The organism is Tannerella forsythia 92A2 (genome assembly GCF_000238215.1).
In the GTDB taxonomy this organism is placed as follows: domain Bacteria; phylum Bacteroidota; class Bacteroidia; order Bacteroidales; family Tannerellaceae; genus Tannerella; species Tannerella forsythia.
In genome coordinates this window covers 636122-659464 of sequence record NC_016610.1, presented here as the reverse complement: position 1 = coordinate 659464, position 23343 = coordinate 636122, and the positions used below count along the sequence as shown (strand labels likewise).

The following is a 23343-nucleotide window of genomic DNA, read 5'->3' as shown; positions in this document are numbered from 1 at the left end:
CTTACCGGACAACGATCTCCCGAATCACTGCCGCGCCGGCACATTCATTCAGTTTTTCAACTAAATGAGCACGGTTTAACATTAATTCGTTTCGCAGCACCGATGAATCTACCGAGACATACAAAATGCCTTGTCGAACATACAAACTGCGCGTAGCTTTCGATACGGAGAGTCCTAATACTTCCCCCCATGCACGAACGACACGCACTTCGAGTATTTTCTGCCGAAGCTCGGGATGCTCGTTGTAAAATTCCTGTAGCAGCTCGCCAAGAGGTTGCGCATGTGTCCGTTTCATACTTCTCCCTCCATGGGCAATACTTGCCCTGCTTCTACTTTAAATACCGTATGGGGCTGTTGGATGGCTTTCAGCATTTGATCTAAGTATTTCCGGTTCGTATCCGTGATAAAGATCTGCCCGAACGGATCGCCGCCCACTAATTGAATAATCTGCTCTACCCGCTCCGCATCGAGTTTGTCGAAAATGTCATCGAGCAGCAAAATCGGCATTGTGCTGCTTTGGGTGGCAAGAAATGAGAACTGCGCCAGTTTCATCGCGATTAAGTATGTCTTGTTTTGCCCTTGCGAACCGATATGCCGGATCAGTGAATCGTTTAAGGTCATTTCAAGATCATCTTTGTGAATCCCTGTGAGTGTGTATCCTACCGTGCGTTCACGTTCGCGATCCTCGGCCAGTTTTTCTTCCAGATGGACGGAGCGGAGTTGCGAAATGTATTGAAGCCCGACATGCTCGGACGATTGGCAAATGATCTGATAATATTCGTTGAAGAACGGGAGAAAGACATCGACAAGTCGTGCCCGTTTTTGAAAAATCACCTCTCCATGTTGCACCAACTGCATCTCTAACACTTCGTACAGCGACTGGTCACGGCTTTGGTCGCGAAGCAGCCGATTGCGCTGCATCAGCGCTTTGTTATAATGTATCAGAGCATGCATATACGTTTTATCATATTGTGAGATGATCACATCCAACCACCGTCGCCGTTCGTCGCTGCCCCCGCGAATCAACTCCGAATCGAATGGTGAGACCATCACCAGAGGTAACAGGCCGATATGTTCCGACAGTTTCTGATAGGCTTTCTGGTTGCGTTTAAACAACTTTCGCTGCCCGCGGCCGATCGAGCAGAGAATGGCTTCCGTTCGATCTTCATACGCATATTCGCCTTGTAATACGCATAGTGCTTCGTCGCGATGAATCAGTTGACTTTCCGCTGTGTGCACATGACTTTTACAAAACGACAGATAATAGACCGCATCGAGCAGGTTTGTTTTTCCCATGCCGTTCCTGCCGAAAAAACAATTCATTTTCGACGAACAGGCAATCTCTGCCTGCCGGATATTTTTATAGTTTAAAACAGACAGTTTGTTAAGTATCATAATGTTAATCCTTATATGCGATAAATGTCATCAAAGATTTCAGGACAAAAATAAAAAATATAGTCTGTGCATGAGGTTTATTCCCATAAAAAAGCTAATTTTGCACCCTGAATTTCAAAAAGAATAAAACAAAAACAATTGTTATCGTTATGGCGAAAAAGACAGCAAACGAGGAAAAAGAGATAGAAGTCGGGGCTATCGTTTCCCGGTCGGAAGAGTTTATTGAAAAAAATAAAAAGAGCATCATTGCAGTCATTGCAGGGATTGCTGCGGTAGTAGGTCTTATTCTGGTTTATCATTATATGTATGCCAAACCGCAAGCCGAAAAAGCCCAACTTGCCATTTTCAGGGGGGAACAGTACCTGGCACAAGACTCTTTCGCTTTGGCATTAAACGGGAACGGTATCGATTATGACGGTTTTGAAGCGATTATCGATCAATACGGACGTACTCCGTCGGGCAATTTGGCCAAAGCGTATGCCGGTATTTGTCACTATCGCTTAGGGAATCCTCAGGAAGCGATCAAACATCTCAAATCGTATAGCGGTAACGATTCACAGATCGCCCCTACCATGATCGGTTTAATTGGCGACTGCTATATTTCAACCGGTCAGACCAAAGAAGGGATTGACTATTTTGAAAAAGCAGCTTCGAAAGCCGATAACGATTTGATTAGCCCGATTTATCTGAAAAAGGCGGGTCTTGCTTACGAATCTTTGCAGCAGTACGAAAAGGCTCTTAAGGTCTATAAGACCATCAAAGAGAAATATCATCAGTCGATGGAAGCAATGACGATCGACAAATACATTACTCGTGCCGAGATTTTGGCTCAAAAGAAATAAAGATGGCAACGGTCTACCAGAATCTTTCCGAATATGATTTCAACAAAGTGCCGGACGCTTCGTCCATGCGTTTTGGAATTGTTGCATCGGAGTGGAATCAGAGCATCACGGAAAAATTACTTGAGGGAGCTTGTAATACCTTGGAGCGTCATGGCGCATCGGAAAAAAATATCTGTGTAGAGCGAGTACCCGGCAGTTTTGAATTGACGTACGGAGCAAGAAAAATGGCAGAGAACAAAGAGGTCGATGCTATTATTGTCATTGGGTGCGTTGTGCGTGGTGATACTCCCCATTTTGATTATGTATGTTCCGCCGTTACCCAAGGGGTCACCGAGCTGAATCTTCAATACGGAATCCCGTTCATCTTCGGCATGTTGACAACGGAAAATATTCAGCAAGCTGAAGACCGTTCCGGCGGACGGTACGGGAATAAGGGAGATGAAGCAGCCGTGACTGCCATAAAGATGATCGATTTTTCTCGTAGAGTTTGCACGAAAAAAAAATAAAACGTATCTTTGCAGCGCATTTTAACGGGGCAGTTACCAGAGTGGCCAAATGGGGCAGACTGTAAATCTGCTGGCTTACGCCTTCGGTGGTTCGAATCCATCACTGCCCACTTCCCCGAGTTTGAGGATCTAAAGTATCAGTACAATAAGATCGAATCAGAGATGTGAATTGCGGAAGTAGCTCAGTTGATAGAGCATTAGCCTTCCAAGCTGAGGGTCGCGGGTTTGAGTCCCGTCTTCCGCTCTAAACTTAAACAAATGGAAATCAAAGGTTTTACGAGTAATCGTAGAACCTTTGTTCGTTTTCAGAGGGTAGCAAAAACAAACGAAAACCATGATATGTTTGCAGAAAAACGTACAAAAATGGGTTGTACGCAGCGGTATGTGTCAAAAATATTGAGAGGAAAAGAAAATCTCTCATTAGAGACACTCTGTAAAATAGAGAGAGCTCTTGGAATTCAACTGGCAATACTTCATCAAACAGAGAAAGCACAACGAACAAAAATTATATGAGACGTTTGCTGTGGAAGTCGAATGTTTTGGTTTGACAAAGAGAATTCATTGACAATGTTTGTTGATATTCGAGATGAGAAGCATAAGCTATGTGATGGGAGAAGTTTAAATATTCATCCTGATATAGTGGTGGATTTCACGAATATTCCTTTTTCTGACGAGTCCTTTAAATTAGTCGTATTTGATCCTCCGCATCTTCTGAAAGCTGGTGAAAATAGTTGGTTGGCCAAACTCTTTTTCTTTAAAAAAGAGTTTAAACAATCAATACTATCCCTAACGTATTAGCCCCTTTCAGGGGAGAGCGAAAGTGTGAACAAGTTTTTCAATTCAATCAAGATTGAACAGTAAAACCCATTCGTCCTAATTCGATACAAACATATCTCCGATCTTCATAATAACGACTGGTAAGCATCCATTCCGGATATGCTTATTGTCTCTGATATTCTAATCTGAGAAAAGATTGAATTTAATATGGCATAAATGCAATTTTATATAGATTTTATATGGATAATATTTGATATATCGGATATTATATTTATATTTGCGGTGAAATAAATAATATCATGTATGGGAAACGGGAGTATAATGGAGAGCGGTGAGGAGCCGGACAATATAGAAAATATAAATTCATCAAAAAAAATGAAATCATGTGGAGAGAAATGAGTAATCCTGCTATTCTTGTTGAGATAGGAAAACGATTAAAGGAATATCGAATTCGTAATGATATGACACAAAAAGATGTCGCGGAGCATGCTGGGGTTGGCATTGATACAGTCCTTCGAGTAGAAAGGGGAGATAATATTTCAACTCTAAAATTAATTGCAATATTAAGAAGTCTTGACATGCTTGAGAATCTGGATGAATTTATCCCGAAGCCGCCTGTCAGCCCTATTTTATATAAGAAACTAATGGGAAAACAACGATATAGAGTTAGAAAAAGATGATTGTTAATGTGAATTTTTTTGATAAGAATGTCGGGTTGTTGATGTGGGATACTGAAAAAGGAGTTGCTCTTTTTCAATATAACAAAGAATTCCTTCGATCAAATATTGATATCGCACCGGTGATGATGCCACTGAATAAAAGTGGTGAAAATCGTGTATATCAGTTTCTTGGGAATAGGAATGGCTGTTTCTGTGGGTTGCCGGGATTGATTGCAGATTCACTTCCGGATAAATTCGGTACAGAGATTATCAATGCCTGGTTCTCGTCGAAAGGTATGCCGGTCGATTATATCTCTCCTCTTGATCGACTATGTTATATCGGGAAAAGGGGGATGGGGGCATTGGAATTTGAACCGAATCGAACAATTAAGGGGTTAGATTCTTCATCAAAAATCCGTATTGATATGTTGACGAGTTTATCTGATGCTGTTTTTAGGGATAGAGCTAATTTTATGGATTTATTAATACAAGAAGATCGGACTATCCTTGACATTTTGAAAATAGGTACCTCGGCCGGAGGTGCAAAACCGAAAGCAATTATCGCATATAATGACATTACAAAAGAAGTGCGATCCGGACAGGTTAAAGCTCCGGATGGATTTACCTATTGGTTGCTTAAATTTGACGGAACAACCTATTCAGAACATGGGAATATTTCTAATAATCCTCGTGGTATAGGGAATATAGAATACGCGTATTACCGCATGGCATTAGATTCAGGTATTCAAATGATGGAATCCCGCTTATTAACAGAAGGAGACTTTTGTCATTTCATGACAAAACGATTTGACAGAACAGATTCAGGTGAAAAAATACATGTACAATCATTAGCTGGAATTGCCCATTTAGACAGAGACATACCGCATTCGTATGAAGAGGCTTTCAGCATCATGCGAAAAATGAATCTTCCGTATGGGCAACAGGAAGAATTCTTTCGGAGAATGGTGTTTAATGTCGTTGCTCGTAATCATGATGATCATACTAAGAACCATAGTTTCCTTATGGATAAAGAGGGGAAGTGGTCATTAGCTCCTGCCTATGACCTTTGTTATGCTTATTCTCCAGGTGGAAGATGGACACAAGTACATCAAATGTCGATCAATGGCAAACGAGATGAATTTACTTTTAATGATCTGGAAAAGACTGGCCAGGCAATGGGAATTAACCACCCGCAATTAATTATTGAGAGTGTGGTTGATGTGGTTTCTCAATGGAGAACGTATGCGAAAGAAAGTGGTGTAAAATATGATCACATGAAGCAGATAGAGAACAACCTCATTTTACCTTCGCAAAAAAAAATCTAAAGGAGCCAATATCTCTAATAGTGGATATAAAATAAGAAGATAAGATAATAAGCATTTTCAATCCATTGTTCCACAACGGATTCGTCTGAGAGATTACGAAGGTGCTTTAGAATCAGCAAGCCACACATCAAACGAATCGGCTTACTCGGGCGACCGTTGTTTTGACAATACAAAGGCTGGAAAGCCGTATCGAATTGCTCCCAATCTATTTTGTCGGCCAATTTGTAGAGTGGGTGCGATTAGTTTAGCATGTCTGATAGACAGCTGAATAATGAAGGGGTATGATGAGACTTCTTTATCATAAAAATCTGCAAGTTTCTTGCTGTAAAGATAAGAAAACTCGTAGATTTATCAAAGGGTTTTACATGCTAATTTTATGAATATTAGATATTAAAAGGATATTTAAGGGGCGACTATATACGAAGGAGGATGAGTAAGGCGGTTCATGTGAACCGAATTGGAGTTATCCGACGACGGAGGTCAACTCTCGAATAAAAATCTCCTCGGCAGACAGTAGCCATTTTCTGAATGCATCGTGGTCGAATGTTCTCGATGTGTTCATAAAGTCGATCAGCTGGTTCAGGTCGAAGCTCTCGCCCACGACGGCACCGCGGAGCGATGCCGCATCGGCCGCATTGATCTCTTGTTCGATATGTGCAGGGATAAGCATCACGGGTTTATTCAGATAAAACGCCTCACAGACCGACTCGAATCCGGCCGTAGTGATGTATCCGCGACAGCCTGCCATATAATGCAGGAACTTTTCGTCGTCGATGCGATGGAGGGTGAAGTGTTCGTCTACGACGAGGTCGGCCGGCGCGTCGCGTTTATCCCAAAAGAAGTGCAACTTCGTTTCGGGATGTGCGTTATGCCATTCACGCACTTCATTCTCGAAGCCTTGATTGAGCATGTAACCAAGGATATAATCGCCTTCGGAAGGTTGTAGCTCAAGCACCTCTCGGCGCAGGAGCGGCGGCACGACGACGATCTTCTCGCGTGGAAAATCTTTCATTGGGTAAAATGAGAGCGCCAGCGTCTTCGAGGCTCCGATCCCGGTGAGCAGCGTGTGCAGGCGCAGCACCATCAGGCTTTGTGCGTCTCCTTTGCCATGCCCGTAATCGGGATGGCGCAGCAGATACTGATGGCCGATATTCACGAATGGTATATCGATGCGGAAGCGTAACTGCGCAAGCGCAGGCAGTAGTTCGTAGAAATTGACGACAACGTCGGGACGTACTTTTTTGATACGCCGGTAAATCGTCTCGATGCTTTCGCCATAGTGTTTCAGTTTGCGCGGACTGCCGTTGTAAAGTACGGTTTTGAATTTGTTGAGACGCTTGCGGTCTTTCTTGAAGATGAATGACGGGGCGTCGTAAGACCGTACCGGGGTACCGATCTTGGTTCGGAAGAAATCGGGTACCTCGCGGGCCTGGCTTTTTCCGACGAGCGTTTCGGCCACCTCATGCCCGTGCCGCTGTAACATGGCAGCCAACGAGATGGCCTGTGTCAGATGTCCTCGCCCTTCACCCTGTACGATAAACATGAACCGTAACTTCTTTTGCATGTGGCTCGATTGTACGTTTCTTTCACTCCGAGTCTGTTTCGGCAAATTCCATCAGGTAAGCCTTGATGAATTCATCGATCTTGCCATCCATGACCCCGTTCACGTCGGAAGTCTGGTAGTTCGTACGGTGATCTTTCACCCGGCGGTCATCAAATACGTAGCTGCGGATTTGCGATCCCCATTCGATTTTTTTCTTACCGGCTTCCACTTTCACTCTTTCGGCCATACGTCGTTGCATCTCCTTGTCGTAAAGGATGGAGCGGAGTTGTCTCATCGCGTTTTCGCGGTTCTTCGGCTGGTCGCGTGTCTCGGTGTTTTCGATCAGAATCTCCTCCTCTTCGCCGGTGTGCGGGTCTTTGTACCGGTAGCGCAGGCGTACACCCGATTCTACCTTATTCACATTCTGCCCGCCGGCGCCGCCCGAACGGAACGTATCCCACGAGATGCAGGAAGGATCAATCTGCACTTCGATCGTATCGTCGACGAGAGGAGTCACAAAGACGGAAGCAAACGAAGTCATCCGCTTGCCCTGTGCGTTGTAGGGCGATACGCGCACGAGTCGGTGCACTCCGTTTTCGCCTTTCAGATAGCCGTAGGCGTAATCGCCCTCGATGGTCATCGTCACGGTCTTGATGCCGGCCTCATCGCCATCCTGCAAGTTGCTGATGGTAACCTTGTAGTCGTTCGACTCGCCCCAGCGCATATACATACGCATCAGCATCGACGCCCAGTCCTGACTTTCGGTACCGCCCGCACCCGAGTTGATCTTGAGCACGCAGCACATCTGGTCGGCTTCTTCGCGAAGCATGTTGCGGAACTCAAGGCTTTCGATCAGCTCCTTCGTCCGGGTGTAAGCCGCATCGACCTCTTCTTCGGACGTGATGCCTTCTTTTACATACTCGAAAGCGAGAGACAGTTCTTCGGCCGCATCGTGTACTTCACGATACAGCTCGATCCATTTCTTAAGGTCTTTGACGATCTTCATCTGCGCTTCGGCGCGTTGAGCATCTTCCCAGAATGCAGGGTCTTGTGTGCGCAGCTCTTCTTCTTCTAACTGAACGATCTTTGCATCGACGTCAAAGATACCTCCTCAACGCTTGCTCGCGTTCCAACATATCTTTCAGTTGGTCTGTCGTTATCATTTTTTGTTTACGGTTCGTTAATGATTTATTATTCGAAGCTGCGGTAACTAAGACTCTCCGCAGCCTTTTCGGGGGACAAAGGTACGCAAATTTATCGTTTCTCCGCGTCTTGGCTGTTTTGAAGTGTGTCGGCGGCACGGGCCAATGCCTCGTGGATGTCGCCGCAAATATTCTCGCGTCCGATGCGTTCGTCCATCCGGCTTTTCATGATCATGGCACGTACCTGATCGTTGACACCGGAAAGAATGATATGGATGTGCTCTCGTTGCGAGAGACGGCAGAGGCTTTCGAGGTTATGCAGCCCTGTAGAGTCGATAAAGGGCACTTTGCGCATGCGAATGATACGTATGCGAGGCTTCGTGGAGAGCTGTTTCATGCACTCGTCGAACTTGTTGGCTACCCCGAAGAAAAATGGTCCGTCGATTTCGTAGACCTCGACGCCGGAGGGGATTTTGAGTACTTCGTCGTCGTGACGTATTTCACTGTCGGCCGAAAGATCGAGACGGTCGGTCGAGACGGAGACTTGGGTTGTTTCCATCATCCGTCGCATAAAGAGTACCATGGCCAGCAGCAGACCGATCTCGATGGCGATGGTGAGGTCGAAAATCACGGTCAGGAAGAAGGTGACGAGCAGAACCATGACATCGTGTGCGGGATTTTTGAGCAAGGAGCGGAAGGTGCGCCATTCACTCATGTTGTAGGACACGACGACGAGTACGCCGGCCAGACAGGCCATCGGGATATGTTTCGTCAGGGGGCCGAGAAAGAGCAGAATAAGCAAGAGTACGGCGGCATGGATAAGCCCGGCCACAGGCGTGCTTCCGCCGTTGTTGATATTCGTCATCGTGCGGGCGATAGCGCCGGTGACGGGTATCCCTCCGAAGACGGGGACGATGATGTTGGCAGTGCCCTGTGCGATCAGTTCGGTGTTGGAGCGATGCCTGTCGCCCGTTACTCCGTCGGCCACCGTGGCCGAGAGAAGTGACTCGATGGCACCGAGCATCGCGATGGTAAAAGCTGAAGGCAGCAGCAAATGAACAGTCTCCAAATTGAGCGATATGCGAGCCGGAGCCGGCAGTGCCGCATTGATTTCGAAGCGGTCGCCAATCGTTTCGAGATTTGTGATGCCGGCGTATTCACGGAGAAGATAGGCCGCGACGGTCATCACAACGATGGCAACAAGCGACCCCGGTATTTTTTTTGAAACGCGTGGCGTCAGCACGATGAGTGCGATGCTCAGCAGCCCGACGAGAAGCGAAATCCACGATACGCTACCGAGATGTTGGGCGTACACGACCCATTTGCTCAGGAAGTCGCCCGGCATCTTGTCGATCGTCATACCGAAAAGGTCTTTCACTTGTGTCGTAAAGATGGTTAGCGCGATGCCACTCGTAAACCCGACGATGATCGGGTAGGGGATAAACTTGATAACCGTGCCGAGGCGCAGTACGCCCATCAGCACTAAAAAAATACCGGCCAGCAGCGTGGCGACTGTCAACCCTTCGATGCCGAAGTTCTGAATAATCCCGTAGACGATTACGATAAACGCACCGGTAGGACCGCCGATCTGCACCGAACTGCCACCGAGAAACGACACGACAAACCCGCCGATAATCGCCGTAATGATTCCTTTTTCGGGACTCACGCCCGAAGCGATACCAAAGGCAATGGCCAGCGGCAATGCCACAATGCCGACGATGATGCCGGACATCAGGTCGCCGAAGAATTTCTCTTTTGTATAGGTTTTTATCGAGTCCCACAATTTGGGCTTGAATTCGGGCGCAAGACGTATCTTTCCTTTCATTATGTCAACGTTTATCAGTGCTATACGTGTAAAAAATTGCTTCCGATACCATGTCACATCGGAAGCGCAAAGTTAGGGAAAATATGCTATTTTTGCTTATTCTCTTTCTCAAAAGAGTCGGAAAGAGAGCTATAGGGCCCTGTAGATTTATGGGCGTCTGCTAAATATTTAAACGGTATTGTTAAATTTATATAGTACTATTATCTTTGCTGAAAAAAAAATTATGGATTGTCCAAGATGTGGAAGCATAAATCATCGTAAAGATGGCATTGTCGGTGGTCGTCAGCGCCATTATTGTAAAGATTGTCATTATCGTTATACTGTTCAACAGAAATCTAATACAAAATCAGCTGTTACTCGTAGATTAGCTTTGGAGATGTACTTGGAGGGCTTAGGTTTTAGAGCAATCGGACGCATATTGAAAATAAGTCATACAATTGTTTACTATTGGGTAAAAGAATGGGGTGAAAGGGTGGCTTTACCACAAAAAGAGGAACCTGTTTCAGTTGTTGAATTAGATGAGATGCACACATATATAGGTTCAAAAAAAACTACTGTTGGGTATGGATTGCTGTTGATCGATTTGGAAAACGATTTATCTCTTTTGTCTGTGGGGACAGAAGCACAGATACAGGGATGAAGCTTGGGAAGAAGATAAAAAACATTCCTGCATCTGTGTATTATTCTGACTATTGGAAGAGCTATAAGGAATTTCTTCCTAATGTAAAACACATTCAAACGAAGGCAGAAACTTATACAGTCGAAGGTTATAATAGCAGAATAAGGCATTATTTAGCAAGGTTCAAACGAAAAGGGAAGTGTTATAGTAAGGCAAAACATATGATAGAAAAATCCCTAAAATTACTTTTTCTAAAACTAAACAACGAACTGGCTATATGTGTTTAACAATACCTATTCGTTGATTATTGCCTTTGCCTGCTTGATCACGACGGAGGCAGGTGTTGTGCTGAGTGTCCTTTCATCGAAAAGCTTCAATGCTTTTTCTATTCTTCTCAATCCAGTACGATTGTTCGTGCGCGTATATTCCTCTTTCAGAATCCTGATTTTTTCAAAAGCCTGAATGCCTGCTATCAGATGCTCAAAGCGAAGTGAGCTTCGTGCTCCCGGATAGATAAAATAGGTGTCTCCTGCAGCCCAAGTATAAAAGCGGCTATCTAATAATGGTTCTCTGACCCAACTGTTATAAGCCCAGCGCAGATATCCGTCCAGTCCTTCTTTGGCTGCGTACCAGCCGAGCCATTCACTCTCTGCCGGTGAGCTGAATGTGAATGTGTTGGGGTAAGGCTCTTCGCAACTGGTGTAGAAGGTAGTGACTTTGCCTTCAGCTTTTCGTCGGGCTTTCATCTCTTCCGGATATTTCATGCGCAGAGCCACGCAATAATTATGCAAGTCGTCCGATAATTCATGGTGTAATGCACCGGCCAGAGAGACTTTAAAGTCGGGGTCTGCCTTGCGGATGACTTTCAGCGTTTCTTTCATTACCTCCATGGGGCGTTCGTCCATGGATAAGTGAGTGATGGAAAACCACCCTTTTTCCTTTAGGTGGGCAGAGAATGATTTTAGCATGGCCAGCCATATCTCTTCGTATGCAGGCTCACCCGGCCTGGTCTGTATCTCCCGCAAACTGTTGCTGGCCTGATCGAAGTACTGAAAAGACAGTCGCCAGGGTACCATGGAGTAGCAGTTTATTTCTTTTGTAATGCCCAACCCCATCATGAATTCCACCCAACGGTCGAATACGGTATAGTCGAAGCTCCATGAACCGTCGGCTTTCTTTATCCATGTCACCATTGTTTCAAAGTAATCGTAAGTCTGTCCGTTCCACGGCTTGTGCATGATTGATGTGGTAATCACTTTTCCACCGGCATCTCTGTAACGTTCCATGTAAGGGCGCATGCACTCCAGATGCTCGTGGCTCCAGAAGGGTACTTGGTGATAGCGGGCAATGGCAAATGGGTTTTGCCAAAGATTCAGATGGAATTTCCAGTCGGAAGGCTGTGGTAATACGCGCGCCTTTACGTTGACTCTTAAATTCAGTATGCCAACTTTCCCGCTGGCGTCTTTGACGGTTACGGTCCCGTGGTAAATGCCGGGAATGGCATCTTGAGGAATCTGGATGGACAACCAACCGCATTGGGTGGTATATTTTTTTATATCAAGTTTTTGGGATAAGTGATCTATCGGATCAGCTACCAATATAGAGTCAAAAGCTGCGGCGTCTGGACGGGCACCGCAGCCGCCGTTACCGTCTTTGTTCAGTTCGTCTGTCATGACATATCGGACAAATCCGGGCAGGATGCACTCATTTTTTATATAATCTTTCTTGTGGGTATGGATTAAATTTCCTATTGAAAGGGAAAGACCGGATAACGGGCGGTCTGCCCAGACAACCCATTGAGCGGAAATGTGCTCTCCCCTCCATGCGGTAAGTTCCAGTTTTTTCCGAAGTTTGGTGATGGGGGCAGGTTCTTCTTTCTTATAACGGATATGAGTCTCTCCCCAACTAAGGTTTATTCCTTTTACTTCACTCCATGCTATTGGATTGATTGGTGTGGGATTGGGTAATTCTTTGTAAGAGAATAAAGGATAAGGAGGTTGTCCGGTAAGCTGTCCGGAATGCGTAATACCTGATATGTTTTGAGTGAACCCGCTGATAGAGAATACGACTCCATATAGAAAGATAAAAAAAATTTTTTTCATACTGAGCATAATTGGGTATTATAGAATGGATAATAAAATGGTCACAATCATACATAAAATAGAATTTGCGACCATTTTACTGTTATTTACCAATCTCCGTTTTGAGTACAGAGTAGGTTCGTTTGTATTTCTTTTGCTGGAATAGGCAGATAGTAATACCGTTTCTGGAAGTTTGCGAAGCGTACCGGATCTTGAGCTTGCAACTCTTTCTCCAATAACCCCCAACGTCGCAAGTCGTAAAAACGCTCGCCTTCTTTGAAAAACTCGATCGCACGTTGACGGATTAGCTCTTCTTTTACTACAGAGGCTTCTATACTCCCTGAATATGGCAATAAATTATTGCCGCGAGTACGAATCTGGTCGATGTAGTTAATTGCGGCAGGTATGTTCCTCAAATTCAATTCACATTCGGCCAATAACAAGATGACATCTGCAAAACGCATTGCACGCTCATTTATATAAGAAGGAATGGTTTCTACCTCTTGTTCGCGAGTAGCAGAATTCTGATACTTCAATATCCAGTAAGAGTCTAATGCTTCTTTATTGTTCTTAAAGATTTCCTGAAAAGGCTTCATATAATACATACATCCCGGATAGTTCCATGCAACAGATGTTCGGGCGCGATAATCATAATTTCCATCCGCAGCCTTTTCTTGCATGAAAATATCCATCATTTTCTTGGTCGGTTTTGCCTCAAACCAACCACCGACTTCATTTGCTGCGTATTCTACCGCAATGGTAGTAGATTGTGCGGAATTGGCGGTTTCACCATTGTCCCATTGGTCTGAACCGCCTACGGGTTCATAAAGAATTTCAAAAATACTTTCCGAATTATTCTCATGAGCTTCATCGAAATTCCATGTGAAGTCTTCAACCAATTTATATATATAGGGGGATTTTGTCAATGGTTCCAATACACTTTTGGCCTCTTCCCACTTTTCTTGGTATACATATAATTTGCCCAAATAAGCAAATGAAGTTCCCCGGGTAGGCTTTCCCTTGGCATTTTTCAATGGCAGTAGTTCGGCCGATGCTATAAAATCTTTTTCGGCTTGAGCATATATTTCCTGTTGGCTGGATTTTTTCAGTTGAAAGGTAGCCGGGTCCTGTGATGCTTCCATGCGCAAGGGCACATCTCCGAACTCTTTAGCCAATTGAAAATAATACATACCACGAATGAATGTAGCTTCGCCGCGTATTGTTTTTACAAAATCTTCGGAAAATTCCTTACCTTCTATTTCTTTCAAAATAGAGTTAGCACGATATATGGCATTATAAAATTGGTAGAAGATGTTTTGGGCTACCGAGTTGTTCGGGTCGTTTGTAAAGCGGTGCATTGAATAAATGGGTTGAATGTCATTACGAAATTCTATATCGTCTGCACGGCTGATGCGAACCATTAGGCCACGGGTTCCATAGTAACCTCCATTCCAGTTTTTGAGAGGAGTATAACAAGAAGTGATTGCTTTTTTGAAATCAGTTTCCGTTTTCCAGAAAGTGTTATCTGTAGGCTGGTTGGGATTGGTTATATCCAATTGTCCCTCACAACCACTCAGCATGAAAGCGGCAAAAGCGCATGTAATATATTTATATGTATTCATTGTGATTTGTTTTTTTAGAATGTTAGATTTGCTCCTATCATAAGTACTCGGTTTATGGGATAGATAAAGTTATCGAAACCACGGGATGTAGCACTTTGAGAGTTATTGATGTCCGGTGTATATCCACTGTAGCCTGTTATCGTAAATAAATTTTCCGCATTGACGTAGGTACGGAGTTTTTGGATTTTATTTCGGAACCAGTGGCTTGGGAAAGTATACCCGACTTGTATGTTGCGCATGCGGAAGAAGGAGCCGTTTTCAAGGAAACGGTCGCTGGACGGACGCGTATTTTGGTTGGGATCATCCCAAACCAACCGTGGATGAGAGGCTCCGGGATTATCCGGGGTCCAGTAGTCCAAAGTAGTACTCAAAAAATTAGTTCCTTTATTCACACCTTCCAACTCCAAACGTGTGCCGTTATAAATCTTGTTACCAAATACTCCCTGGAATCCTAACAATACGTCGAAACCTTTCCATGCTGCATTAAGATTTAGCCCCATGGTTACTGTCGGGAATGGACTGCCGCAATATACACGGTCGCTGTCTGTGATTTTCCCGTCATTATTGGTGTCCTTAAAATGTATATCACCCGGTTTGGCATTAGGCTGAATCAACTTTCCGTCTTTGGTATAGGCTGATACTTCCGCTTCGTTTTGGAATAATCCATCGGTAGGAATCAGCCAGAAACCGCCAATAGGATAGCCGGCCAATGTACGGGTTGTAGGTACATTGGTGCGATTCTTTCCACCTTCGATTACTTGATTGGCATCACCCATTGCCACAACTTCGTTTGTCATGGCATTACCGGTTAATGTCGCTCCATAAGAGAAGTCTTTGTTGAGAAGGTCATTCCAGCTGATAGTCCATTCGACTCCTGTATTCTTTATTTTTCCGGCATTACGCACCGGATCATTTGCTCCACCGGTCGAAACAGGAATGGGCACAGTCAGAAGAATGTCTTTTGTGTCTTTCCGATACCAATCTCCGGTCAGCATTAAGCGGGAGTTAAAGAAAGCGAGGTCCACTCCAATATTTCTCATAGCGGTTGATTCCCATTGAATGGCTGGATTGGCGAAATCCTTTGGAAAGGCGCCGCTGTATAGTCCTCCGTTTCCGTCCGGATAATTGATATTGGAAGTGATGACACTTGTATACATGTAGTTTTCTATTTCTTGATTACCCAAGATACCCAATCCACCTCTGATTTTAAATTGGTCTAGCCAGTTTCGTGTATTTTTCATGAAACGCTCTTCGGCTACATTCCAGCCAACCGATACGGAAGGAAAATGCCCGTAGCGATTGTTCTTGGCAAATTTTGAAGAACCGTCTCGGCGGTAGGTCGCAGTAATCAAATAACGGTTATCATATGAGTAGAATATGCGTGAGATAACAGAAGTCAGCGCACTCTCATTCTTTGAAGTATTGTTCATGCGGTCTTGAGTGGCTGCTCCTACTTCGTGGATACCATCAGGTAAACCTTTGCCGGAGGCCATGATATAACGAGTACAATATCGCTGGTAGGAGTAACCTAATAAGGCGCTGAGTTTATGTTTTTCAAAATTCCGGTCGAATGACAAAAGATGCTCAATAAGGAAGTTGTTGTGATTATAGCGATACTCCTGCATATTGGAAACCATATTGTTACGCAGACCGAAGTCAAAAACATTCTCGTAGGCCGTACTCCTTTCAAAAGAGAGGTCCGGTGTAGCGTTCAGGCGGTATTTCAGTCCGAACGGTAATTTCATTTCGGCATATAGATTAATATAAGCACTATAGGTATTTGAAGTACGACAGGTTAAATTTTCATCTAAAATACCCAATGGGTTAGGGATGTCGGTAGCGTCGCCAAATACCTTGCCATAGCCTCCCTTATCATTTTCTGGGTCAAATTTCCGTAAGGAAGGAATGGATTGAAGAATGATTCCAAGGAAACCTCCACGTGCAAAACCGTATAAAGGGTTGTTTTGATGGGCACTGAATACAACGTTGTTGCCGAATATGAAAAGTCCTCGTTTATACTCGGACTTGAATTGTATATTGTATCGTTCATAGTTTGTTCCTTTTATGGTACCATCCTGATTCATAGATCCTAATCCGGCATAATAAGTGAAGTGCTTCGTTCCTCCACGAATGGTGACATTATAATTCTGCATTAATGCGGTTCTCATCATGACATCTTGCCAATCATTGTCTTCTTTGATATTCTGGCTCATCTCCAGTGGGGAAGCGCCGATTGTTTGGCGAGAAATAGTTGTCAGACGCGACCACTCATTGGCATTCAACAGGTCCAGATACTTGGATGGAGTTTGTATTCCGATATTTGCGGAAACATCGATAATGGGCTTACCCTCCGTGTTTGAGCCGGATTGGGTAGTCACAATAATCACGCCATTGGCTGCGCGTGAACCGTAAATCGCAGCGGAGGAAGCATCTTTCAGAATGTCAATGTTTGCAATGTCATTCGGATTCAAATGATCTATGCTGTTCATATACATTCCGTCAACGATATAAAGAGGGGTGGCGTTATTCAAAGTACCGATGCCGCGAATCATAATACGCATACCTGCTCCCGGAGCACCACCTTGCGACACAATATCCACTCCGGCTATTTTGCCTTGCAGTGCCTGTCCGATATTTGTGTTACTTTGGGTCGTCAGTTTTTCGCTGTTGATGTTGGCTACAGCGCCTGTCAAGTCAGCTTTCTTTTGTACACCATATCCTATCACGACTACTTCATCAAGATTTTTCGTATCTTCCTTTAGCAGAATTTGGATGTTCTTTTGATTGCCTATCGTTACTTCCTGCGTAAGATAACCTATGTAGGAAATCTCTATAATGGATTGAGATTGAATATCTATGGTGAAATTGCCTTCTACATCCGTGATCGTACCGTTCGCTGGGTTTGCTTTCTCGACCACATTAGCTCCGATAATCGGTTCGCCCTGTAGGTCCGATACTTTTCCCGTGATGTGTTTTGTCAGTTGTGGCGTTGTAACCGCATCGGAAGAAGGTGTGTTGGCCTTGTACAATACGATGTGTTTGTCGTTAATTGTATAATTCACGTTTTGTCCGGCAAACATCTCATCAAGCACATCGGTTATCAGACGATTCTTGACTTTGACAGAAATTTTTCTTGCCGCCTCGATCTGCGTCGAGTTATATGTGAAGTAAAAATCACTTTTCTGCTCGATGACCGACAGGATTTCTCGCACGGTCGCATCTTTCATTTCGAACGACAACCGTACTGACTGCGAATACGAAAGATTCGCCATGACCTGTAACGTGCCGAGTAGCCAAAAAAGTACGATACATCTCATGATCATCAGACTCTTTCGGGGCCATGAAGTTGTTTTTTGTTCATTACCCGTATTGTTTTTCGTGTAAAAGTTCATACATTTGTAATTGATTAATGAATAATATTTTGCTTGTCAACAATGTTATTTAATGAATCGGAACCGGAGATGTTGCCGCATTTCCGGTTTTTTTATGCTTCCGTTTTTCTCATAGGCACATCATTTTTTTATGGTTATTATTTCGATGATTCCGTCGTTCAGTTTCCTGTAATCCAGTTGCCGTGTTTCTTTTAGCAGAAACAGTACTTGCTCCAGCGAATCCGTCTCACGGAAATGACAGGTGTATGTATCATTGGTCGACAGCGGATTACGTATTTGTATCCGTACACCGAAACGACGTTCCAGACTCTTCGTGATCTCCGAAAGCGGTTGTTCCACGAAGTACAGTTCGCCGCGTATCCACGACCGGGTCTGTTCGGTATCTACATTTTCAGTCAGCACCCATCCTTCTTGTTCGGAATACGAGATTTGCTCGTTTGGCTTCAACATCGCCCGATAGCCCGCGTCTATCGACGAGACTTGTACGCTTCCTTCCGCCAGAGTGACTACGACCTTCTCTTCGGGATAAGTTTTCATGCAGAATTTCGTACCTTTCACTTCAACGTACATCCGGTCGGACTGTACCACAAAGGGCTTGTCGGTATCATGGGCTACCTCGAAGAACGCTTCTCCGATGAGAGAAACCAGTCGGTTTTTTTCTCCAAAGGCCGACGGGTAGGACAATGTGCTTCCCGCATTCAACCAGACTTTCGTCCCATCCGAAAGAAGTAGTGAAGCGCGCTGCCCGACGGGTACTTCGATGGTATTCATGGCGAGGGGAGGCGTCTTGCTCCGTAACAAATAATATCCGTTTACGGCCAACCATCCCGCAAACAGGATCGCAGCTGCGTACCTCAAAAAAACGGGAATCTTCCGTTGTTTATCTTGGGTATCGGGTAACGAGCGACGGCTAATCCTCGACAGGAACCGGCGATACGATCGTTTAATCTCCTGTTCATCCGAAAAACGCAATTCATCTTTCAGACTCCACAAGTGTTCCATTTCATACAGCCAATCGGCATGAGCAGGATCAGCCGCCGCCCACCGGTCAATGCTCTTTAGCTCTTCGGCCGAGCATTGCTTCATCAAAAACCGTATCAGCAGTTGTTCGTTCATCATTTGTTTTCTACGCTTGTAAAAAGAAGACAACCGAACGGCTCCGGACTACGTGCCCGAAAACGAGAAAAAAATCAAAACATGTTGTAAAACATAAACAGCATGGTCGGCACGTGCCGCAGTTTGTTGCGGAGAAAAGTCAGTGCTGCATGGATATGGCCTTCGACTGTGCGTGGCGAGATTTGCATCCTTGCGGCCACCTCCTTATGGCTCATATTCCGGTAATAACATAGTCGAAAAGCTTCGGCGCATTTTGGAGGTAGTTGGTTCACCGATTGCTCAATCGTTTCGAGTAAATCTTTGTCTATCAACTGACGCAACTGGTCACTCATCTCCAATTGACGATCCCAGTAGGTCTTACGCGCTTCGGCCAGGCGCATCCGTTCTTCGTATGCTTCGACGACGGTCTGATGACGCAGCCGGTTCAGGCAGTCGTTTTGCAACCATTTGAAAAGAAACGAATAAATGTTGTCCGCTTGTATCAAATGCTTTCGCTCCCAGTACGAAGTGAATACATCCTGTGTCACGTCTTCGGCCGTCTCCTCGTCGACAAAGCGGCATGCCAGCGCTTTGAGTTTCGGGTAGAGAAAGGCAAAAAAGTCGCGGAAGGCATCGGGATCTCCCTGCTTCACTTTCTCGAGATCGATTTTCGGTTTTTGCATTTTCATGGTATATCATCAAAGGCTGTCTTCCGACCTATGGCTTGGGAGGGTAGTCGATATTATAATGCAACCCTCGGCTCTCTTTGCGTTCCATCGCCTGACGCATAATAAGATATCCCACATTAATCATGTTTCGCAGTTCGCAGATGTCGCGTGAAGCAACGGAGCGTTTGAAAAGACTCTCCGTCTCTTCGTAAAGAATATCCAACCGTGTCCATGCTCTCTTCAAGCGCAGGTTGGAACGGACAATCCCTACGTAGGTCGACATAATCTGCCCTACTTCCTTCAGACTCTGGGTAATCAAGACCATCTCTTCAGGCGAGCGGACGCCTTCGTCATTCCAGGCCGGGATATTTTTCTGATGATCGAGCGATGCAATCAGACCGACGGAATGCTTGGCCGCCGCATCGGCATAGACTACAGCTTCGATCAATGAGTTGGATGCTAACCGATTGCCTCCGTGAAGGCCGGTGCAGGCGCATTCTCCTACCGCATACAGGCGCGCGATGGAAGAGCAGGCATGTTGATCTACCTCAATACCGCCGCAGAGGTAATGGGCTGCCGGAGCCACCGGAATATATTCTTTGGTGATGTCGATACCCAATCCTTTACAATGCTCGTAGATGTTCGGGAAGTGCTTTTTCGTGGCCTCCGCATCCTTGTGGGTAACATCAAGGTAGACATGCTCGTCGCCACGGTTTTTCATCTCGTTGTCAATCGCCCGCGCGACGATGTCGCGTGGGGCGAGCGACTGACGAGGGTCGTAGCGTTCCATGAATTCTTTCCCGTCGAGGGTACGCAGGACGGCCCCGTAGCCGCGCATGGCTTCCGTGATCAGAAATGACGGGCGATCCCCCGGATGATAGAAGGCCGTCGGATGGAACTGAACGAACTCCATGTCCTTGACGGTGCCTTTCGCACGGTAGACCATCGCAATGCCGTCGCCCGTGGCCACGAGCGGATTGGTCGTGGTTTGATACACCGCACCGATGCCTCCCGTAGCCATCAGCGTCACTTTCGACAGGAAAGTGCCGATCCGTCCCGTAACCATATCCATGATATAGGCGCCGTAGCAGGCGATGTCCGGTGTCTGGCGTGTCACCGTCACGCCCAAATGGTGCTGTGTCAGGAGCTCAATCGCAAAATGGTGTTCGTAGACCGTAATGTTCGGATGACGTTTTACCGCACGGATCAAGCTGGCTTGAATCTCCGCTCCGGTACTGTCTTTATGGTGCAGGATCCGCGATTCCGAATGGCCGCCCTCCTTGTGCAGGTCGAAATTCCCTTTTTCGTCTTTGTCGAAATCTACGCCCCAGCTGATCAGCTCTTCAATTTGAGCGGGTGCTTCACGCACCACCTTTTCGACGGCCGAACGGTCGCTCATGAAATCGCCTGCAATCATCGTATCTTCGATGTGTTTTTCAAAGTTATCGACCAACAGGTTCGTCACCGATGCCACCCCGCCTTGCGCAAAAAACGTGTTCGTCTCTTCTAATCCGGACTTACATACGATGGCCACCTTGCCTCTCGGAGCTACTTTCAGCGCAAAGCTCATGCCGGCTATCCCTGCACCAATCACTAAAAAATCATATTTCTTTACCATCTTATATACGGTTTTCGACCGACAAAGATAAGAAACTGTTTCTATTTTTTACCGGTTGTTTTTCCATCATTATTACTACCTTTGTCCGCACAAAAACCGGAGGAAAGAAGTGAGAGCAGATGGAGAACGAACTTTTTGAAGGATATGTCGGAGTCGGATTCGATTATAGCCGACATATTCACGACATCCTGTTTATGATGATGCTGGGGCTTATTGTGATCTTCTCGGCCATTTTTCGCATATTCTATCCGCTTATCCGGAAGATGATCCGAAGTCTGTTGTCTATCAGAGAGCGCCAGAACCTGTTCGAAACATCCATGAGGAAAAATCTCTTTTTCAAGGCTTTCATGAAGTTCCAGATGTTGTTTCTGTGTACGGGCTTCTTCTATTTGCTCGTCTTGGAGGGTGGATATGTGCGAGTCGATCATCTCGGGGCGGCCCTCCTGCTGATGGGAGCTCTGCTCGTGGCGATCTATGTCTACTACCTGATTAAACAGGGTCTCTATGCGCTCTATGGACAGGCATTTAGCCAAGACGATAAGTATAGCCTCTGGCGGAATGGCTATCACTCCCTGTCCTACATATGGGGTGCTTTACTCTATTTTCCAACATTCTGGCTGCTCTTTGACCGACAACATATTCTCTGTATTCTGATACTTTATCTTGTGCTTTACATCCTCTATCGTATTGCTTTTGCTTACACAACTATTCGTATCTTTTATAATAAAAATACAGGGTTTTTGTTTTTAAGTTCGTACCTTTGCGCCCAAGAAATTATACCCTTGTTATTCATATACGAAGGTTTGAATTATTTGCATAACAATATTGATACAAGTACTTTATGGCATTGAGTATTAAGAAGCTTCTGGTCTCGCAACCTAAACCCACGTCGGAGAAATCGCCTTACTTCGACATTGCTGAAAAATATGGAGTCGACATTGATTTTCGTCCGTTTATCAAAGTAGAGCCATTGACAGCAAAAGAATTCAGACAGCAACGAGTCGCCATACTCGATTACAGCGCAGTGATTTTTACGGCACGTACGGCCATTGATCATTTTTTTCGCTTGTGCAAAGAAATGAGAATCACGGTTCCGGAAACGATGAAATATTTCTGTATGACCGAAACGATTGCGGTCTATCTGCAAAAATATATTATCTATCGCAAACGCAAGGTTTTTTACGGACAAAGCGGCAAGATGGGAGATTTGATTACCCTCATCGGCAAGCACTCCAAAGAAAAATATTTGTTGCCGGTGTCCGATATTCATAAAGAGGATTTGACGACCGTGCTTGACACGAAAAAGATCGTCTATAAAACGGCGGTGATGTATCGGACCGTGAGTAACGACTTCAATAAAGATGAAAAATTTGATTACGATATGCTCTTGTTTTTCAGTCCTTCGGGTATTACGTCACTGATGAAGAACTTCCCGAAGTTCAAACAGAAGGATATTCGTATCGGGTGTTTTGGGCCGACGACGGCCAAGGCCGCTGTCGAGGCCGGGCTTCGGCTCGATGTTGAAGCGCCCACCCCCGAAGCGCCTTCCATGACAGCGGCCCTCGAACAATATCTGAAGAAAGAGCTGGGTAACGGCAAAAAGAATGCAAATCGCTGAAAAAAAGCGATTCCTCAAGCGTGAGCGTCTGACGTTGCAAAACGATATCGAGCAGCTTTTTGAAAAAGGACAGGCTTTTATGGCATACCCCCTGAGGGTCGTCTACGTGTCTGGCGCAGCGCAGAATAAGGTCGTGCCGGGCTTGTCTGTTTTAGTGGGCGCACCTAAAAAACGAATCAGGCAGGCTGCGTCGCGTAACCGAGTCAAGCGCCTTATACGTGAAGCGTATCGCCTGAATAAAGGAGCGCTCTTTGAGGCTTGCAGGCAATCCGGGAAATACATACACATTGCTTTTATGTACGTAAGTAACGACATTCGTACGTATACGGAGATGGAAAAGGCAGTCAGAAAAGCCTTGGATAGGATCCGGAAAAAAGAGATATGCTCCGACGTTTGCTGACGAATCTGCTGCTTATTCCGGTCTACTTTTACCGGTATTGCGTTTCGCCTCTGACGCCGGGCAGTTGCCGCTACACACCTACCTGTTCCGAGTATGCCGTGCAGGCGCTTAAGAAACACGGTCCCTTCAAGGGCTTATGGCTTACCCTGAAGCGGATCTTCCGTTGTCACCCTTGGGGGGGGGGCGGATACGATCCGGTCCCTTAACCCTCCTGAT

Annotated in this window: 22 protein-coding genes, 2 tRNA genes and 1 pseudogene; 13 read left to right on the top strand and 12 right to left on the bottom strand. The window is 45.4% G+C overall.

Translation table 11 applies throughout. The annotated features are described in order from the left end of the window. Position 1 precedes the first annotated feature (1 nt). Together BFO_RS02690 and recF are read right to left on the bottom strand one after the other, a co-directional pair. The gene (locus tag BFO_RS02690) at positions 2-295 is read right to left on the bottom strand and encodes a DUF721 domain-containing protein (RefSeq protein ID WP_014224054.1); all 294 of its coding nucleotides are present in this window, start codon (positions 293-295) and stop codon (positions 2-4) included. Beyond that, positions 292-1395 carry a DNA replication/repair protein RecF gene (gene recF, locus BFO_RS02685; RefSeq protein ID WP_014224053.1) on the bottom strand — a complete coding sequence of 368 codons (1104 nt, stop codon included), beginning with the start codon at positions 1393-1395 and terminating at the stop codon, positions 292-294. The genes BFO_RS02690 and recF overlap by 4 nt, the downstream gene beginning before the upstream one ends. Before the next feature lie 149 nt (positions 1396-1544). Between recF and BFO_RS02680 the strand changes: the two genes are divergently transcribed. From BFO_RS02680 to BFO_RS02645, 8 genes are all read left to right on the top strand, one after another. Continuing rightward, positions 1545-2237: a tetratricopeptide repeat protein gene (locus tag BFO_RS02680; RefSeq protein ID WP_014224052.1), complete on the top strand. Its 693-nt coding sequence runs from the start codon at positions 1545-1547 to the stop codon at positions 2235-2237. Between the two features lie 2 nt (positions 2238-2239). Further along, positions 2240-2743 carry a 6,7-dimethyl-8-ribityllumazine synthase gene (gene ribH, locus BFO_RS02675; RefSeq protein WP_014224051.1) on the top strand — a complete coding sequence of 168 codons (504 nt, stop codon included), beginning with the start codon at positions 2240-2242 and terminating at the stop codon, positions 2741-2743. Positions 2744-2770: 27 nt separating this feature from the next. Continuing rightward, positions 2771-2853: transfer RNA gene (locus BFO_RS02670), tRNA-Tyr, on the top strand. Between the two features lie 61 nt (positions 2854-2914). Next, positions 2915-2987 (top strand) — tRNA-Gly (locus BFO_RS02665). A gap of 14 nt (positions 2988-3001) precedes the next feature. Then, positions 3002-3256, top strand: a complete 255-nt coding sequence (locus BFO_RS14780) for a helix-turn-helix domain-containing protein (RefSeq protein ID WP_046472619.1) — start codon at positions 3002-3004, stop codon at positions 3254-3256. 54 nt (positions 3257-3310) lie between these two features. Continuing rightward, a complete protein-coding gene (locus BFO_RS13975; protein WP_315264651.1) occupies positions 3311-3541 on the top strand; it encodes a methyltransferase in 231 nt (76 codons plus the stop codon). 362 nt (positions 3542-3903) lie between these two features. Further along, positions 3904-4200, top strand: a complete 297-nt coding sequence (locus tag BFO_RS02650) for a helix-turn-helix domain-containing protein (protein ID WP_041590605.1) — start codon at positions 3904-3906, stop codon at positions 4198-4200. Next, on the top strand, positions 4197-5504 hold the full coding sequence (locus BFO_RS02645; protein ID WP_041590604.1) for a type II toxin-antitoxin system HipA family toxin: 1308 nt from the start codon (positions 4197-4199) through the stop codon (positions 5502-5504). The genes BFO_RS02650 and BFO_RS02645 overlap by 4 nt, the downstream gene beginning before the upstream one ends. A gap of 35 nt (positions 5505-5539) precedes the next feature. Here the strand turns inward: BFO_RS02645 and BFO_RS14775 are convergent. The 4 genes and pseudogenes from BFO_RS14775 to BFO_RS02630 all read right to left on the bottom strand — a co-directional run. Further along, positions 5540-5806, bottom strand: a pseudogene (locus BFO_RS14775) (transposase); the annotation flags it as partial. Between the two features lie 161 nt (positions 5807-5967). Beyond that, the gene (locus BFO_RS02640) at positions 5968-7068 is read right to left on the bottom strand and encodes a glycosyltransferase family protein (RefSeq protein WP_041590603.1); all 1101 of its coding nucleotides are present in this window, start codon (positions 7066-7068) and stop codon (positions 5968-5970) included. 22 nt (positions 7069-7090) lie between these two features. Beyond that, a protein-coding gene (prfB, locus tag BFO_RS02635; RefSeq protein ID WP_143569632.1) for a peptide chain release factor 2 occupies positions 7091-8210 on the bottom strand; the annotation gives its coding sequence in 2 pieces (ribosomal slippage) (positions 7091-8146 and positions 8148-8210; 1119 coding nt in all). Between the two features lie 91 nt (positions 8211-8301). Further along, positions 8302-10014 carry a SulP family inorganic anion transporter gene (locus BFO_RS02630; RefSeq protein WP_014224045.1) on the bottom strand — a complete coding sequence of 571 codons (1713 nt, stop codon included), beginning with the start codon at positions 10012-10014 and terminating at the stop codon, positions 8302-8304. Positions 10015-10237: 223 nt separating this feature from the next. Between BFO_RS02630 and BFO_RS14770 the strand changes: the two genes are divergently transcribed. After that, positions 10238-10920 (top strand): IS1 family transposase gene (locus BFO_RS14770; RefSeq protein WP_394329994.1). Its coding sequence is split into 2 segments (ribosomal slippage): positions 10238-10598 and positions 10598-10920, totalling 684 coding nucleotides; the frame shifts between segments, so codons are not numbered across the junction. Positions 10921-10926: 6 nt separating this feature from the next. Here the strand turns inward: BFO_RS14770 and BFO_RS02615 are convergent. The 6 genes from BFO_RS02615 to nadB form a co-directional block, all read right to left on the bottom strand. Next, positions 10927-12735 carry a DUF4091 domain-containing protein gene (locus BFO_RS02615; protein ID WP_041591062.1) on the bottom strand — a complete coding sequence of 603 codons (1809 nt, stop codon included), beginning with the start codon at positions 12733-12735 and terminating at the stop codon, positions 10927-10929. Between the two features lie 86 nt (positions 12736-12821). Further along, entirely contained in the window at positions 12822-14336 is a 1515-nt protein-coding gene (locus tag BFO_RS02610; RefSeq protein ID WP_014224041.1) for a RagB/SusD family nutrient uptake outer membrane protein, read from the bottom strand. A gap of 14 nt (positions 14337-14350) precedes the next feature. Then, on the bottom strand, positions 14351-17653 hold the full coding sequence (locus BFO_RS02605; protein ID WP_041591061.1) for a TonB-dependent receptor: 3303 nt from the start codon (positions 17651-17653) through the stop codon (positions 14351-14353). A gap of 195 nt (positions 17654-17848) precedes the next feature. Next, positions 17849-18847 carry a FecR family protein gene (locus BFO_RS02600; RefSeq protein WP_052299222.1) on the bottom strand — a complete coding sequence of 333 codons (999 nt, stop codon included), beginning with the start codon at positions 18845-18847 and terminating at the stop codon, positions 17849-17851. Between the two features lie 71 nt (positions 18848-18918). Further along, a complete protein-coding gene (locus BFO_RS02595; protein ID WP_014224038.1) occupies positions 18919-19506 on the bottom strand; it encodes an RNA polymerase sigma-70 factor in 588 nt (195 codons plus the stop codon). A gap of 34 nt (positions 19507-19540) precedes the next feature. Then, positions 19541-21109, bottom strand: a complete 1569-nt coding sequence (gene nadB / locus BFO_RS02590) for an L-aspartate oxidase (RefSeq protein WP_014224037.1) — start codon at positions 21107-21109, stop codon at positions 19541-19543. 119 nt (positions 21110-21228) lie between these two features. Between nadB and BFO_RS02585 the strand changes: the two genes are divergently transcribed. Genes BFO_RS02585 through yidD form a run of 4 tightly spaced genes read left to right on the top strand, consistent with a single transcriptional unit; the run spans position 21229 to position 23333 of the window. Further along, positions 21229-21960, top strand: a complete 732-nt coding sequence (locus BFO_RS02585; protein ID WP_014224036.1) for a DUF4271 domain-containing protein — start codon at positions 21229-21231, stop codon at positions 21958-21960. Beyond that, complete coding sequence (locus tag BFO_RS02580) at positions 21957-22727, top strand: uroporphyrinogen-III synthase (RefSeq protein WP_172793889.1); 771 nt, start codon at positions 21957-21959, stop codon at positions 22725-22727. Before BFO_RS02585 ends, BFO_RS02580 begins: the two co-directional genes overlap by 4 nt. After that, on the top strand, positions 22714-23127 hold the full coding sequence (locus BFO_RS02575; RefSeq protein WP_014224034.1) for a ribonuclease P protein component: 414 nt from the start codon (positions 22714-22716) through the stop codon (positions 23125-23127). Before BFO_RS02580 ends, BFO_RS02575 begins: the two co-directional genes overlap by 14 nt. Then, positions 23109-23333 carry a membrane protein insertion efficiency factor YidD gene (gene yidD, locus BFO_RS14765; RefSeq protein ID WP_014224033.1) on the top strand — a complete coding sequence of 75 codons (225 nt, stop codon included), beginning with the start codon at positions 23109-23111 and terminating at the stop codon, positions 23331-23333. Before BFO_RS02575 ends, yidD begins: the two co-directional genes overlap by 19 nt. Positions 23334-23343: the final 10 nt, after the last annotated feature.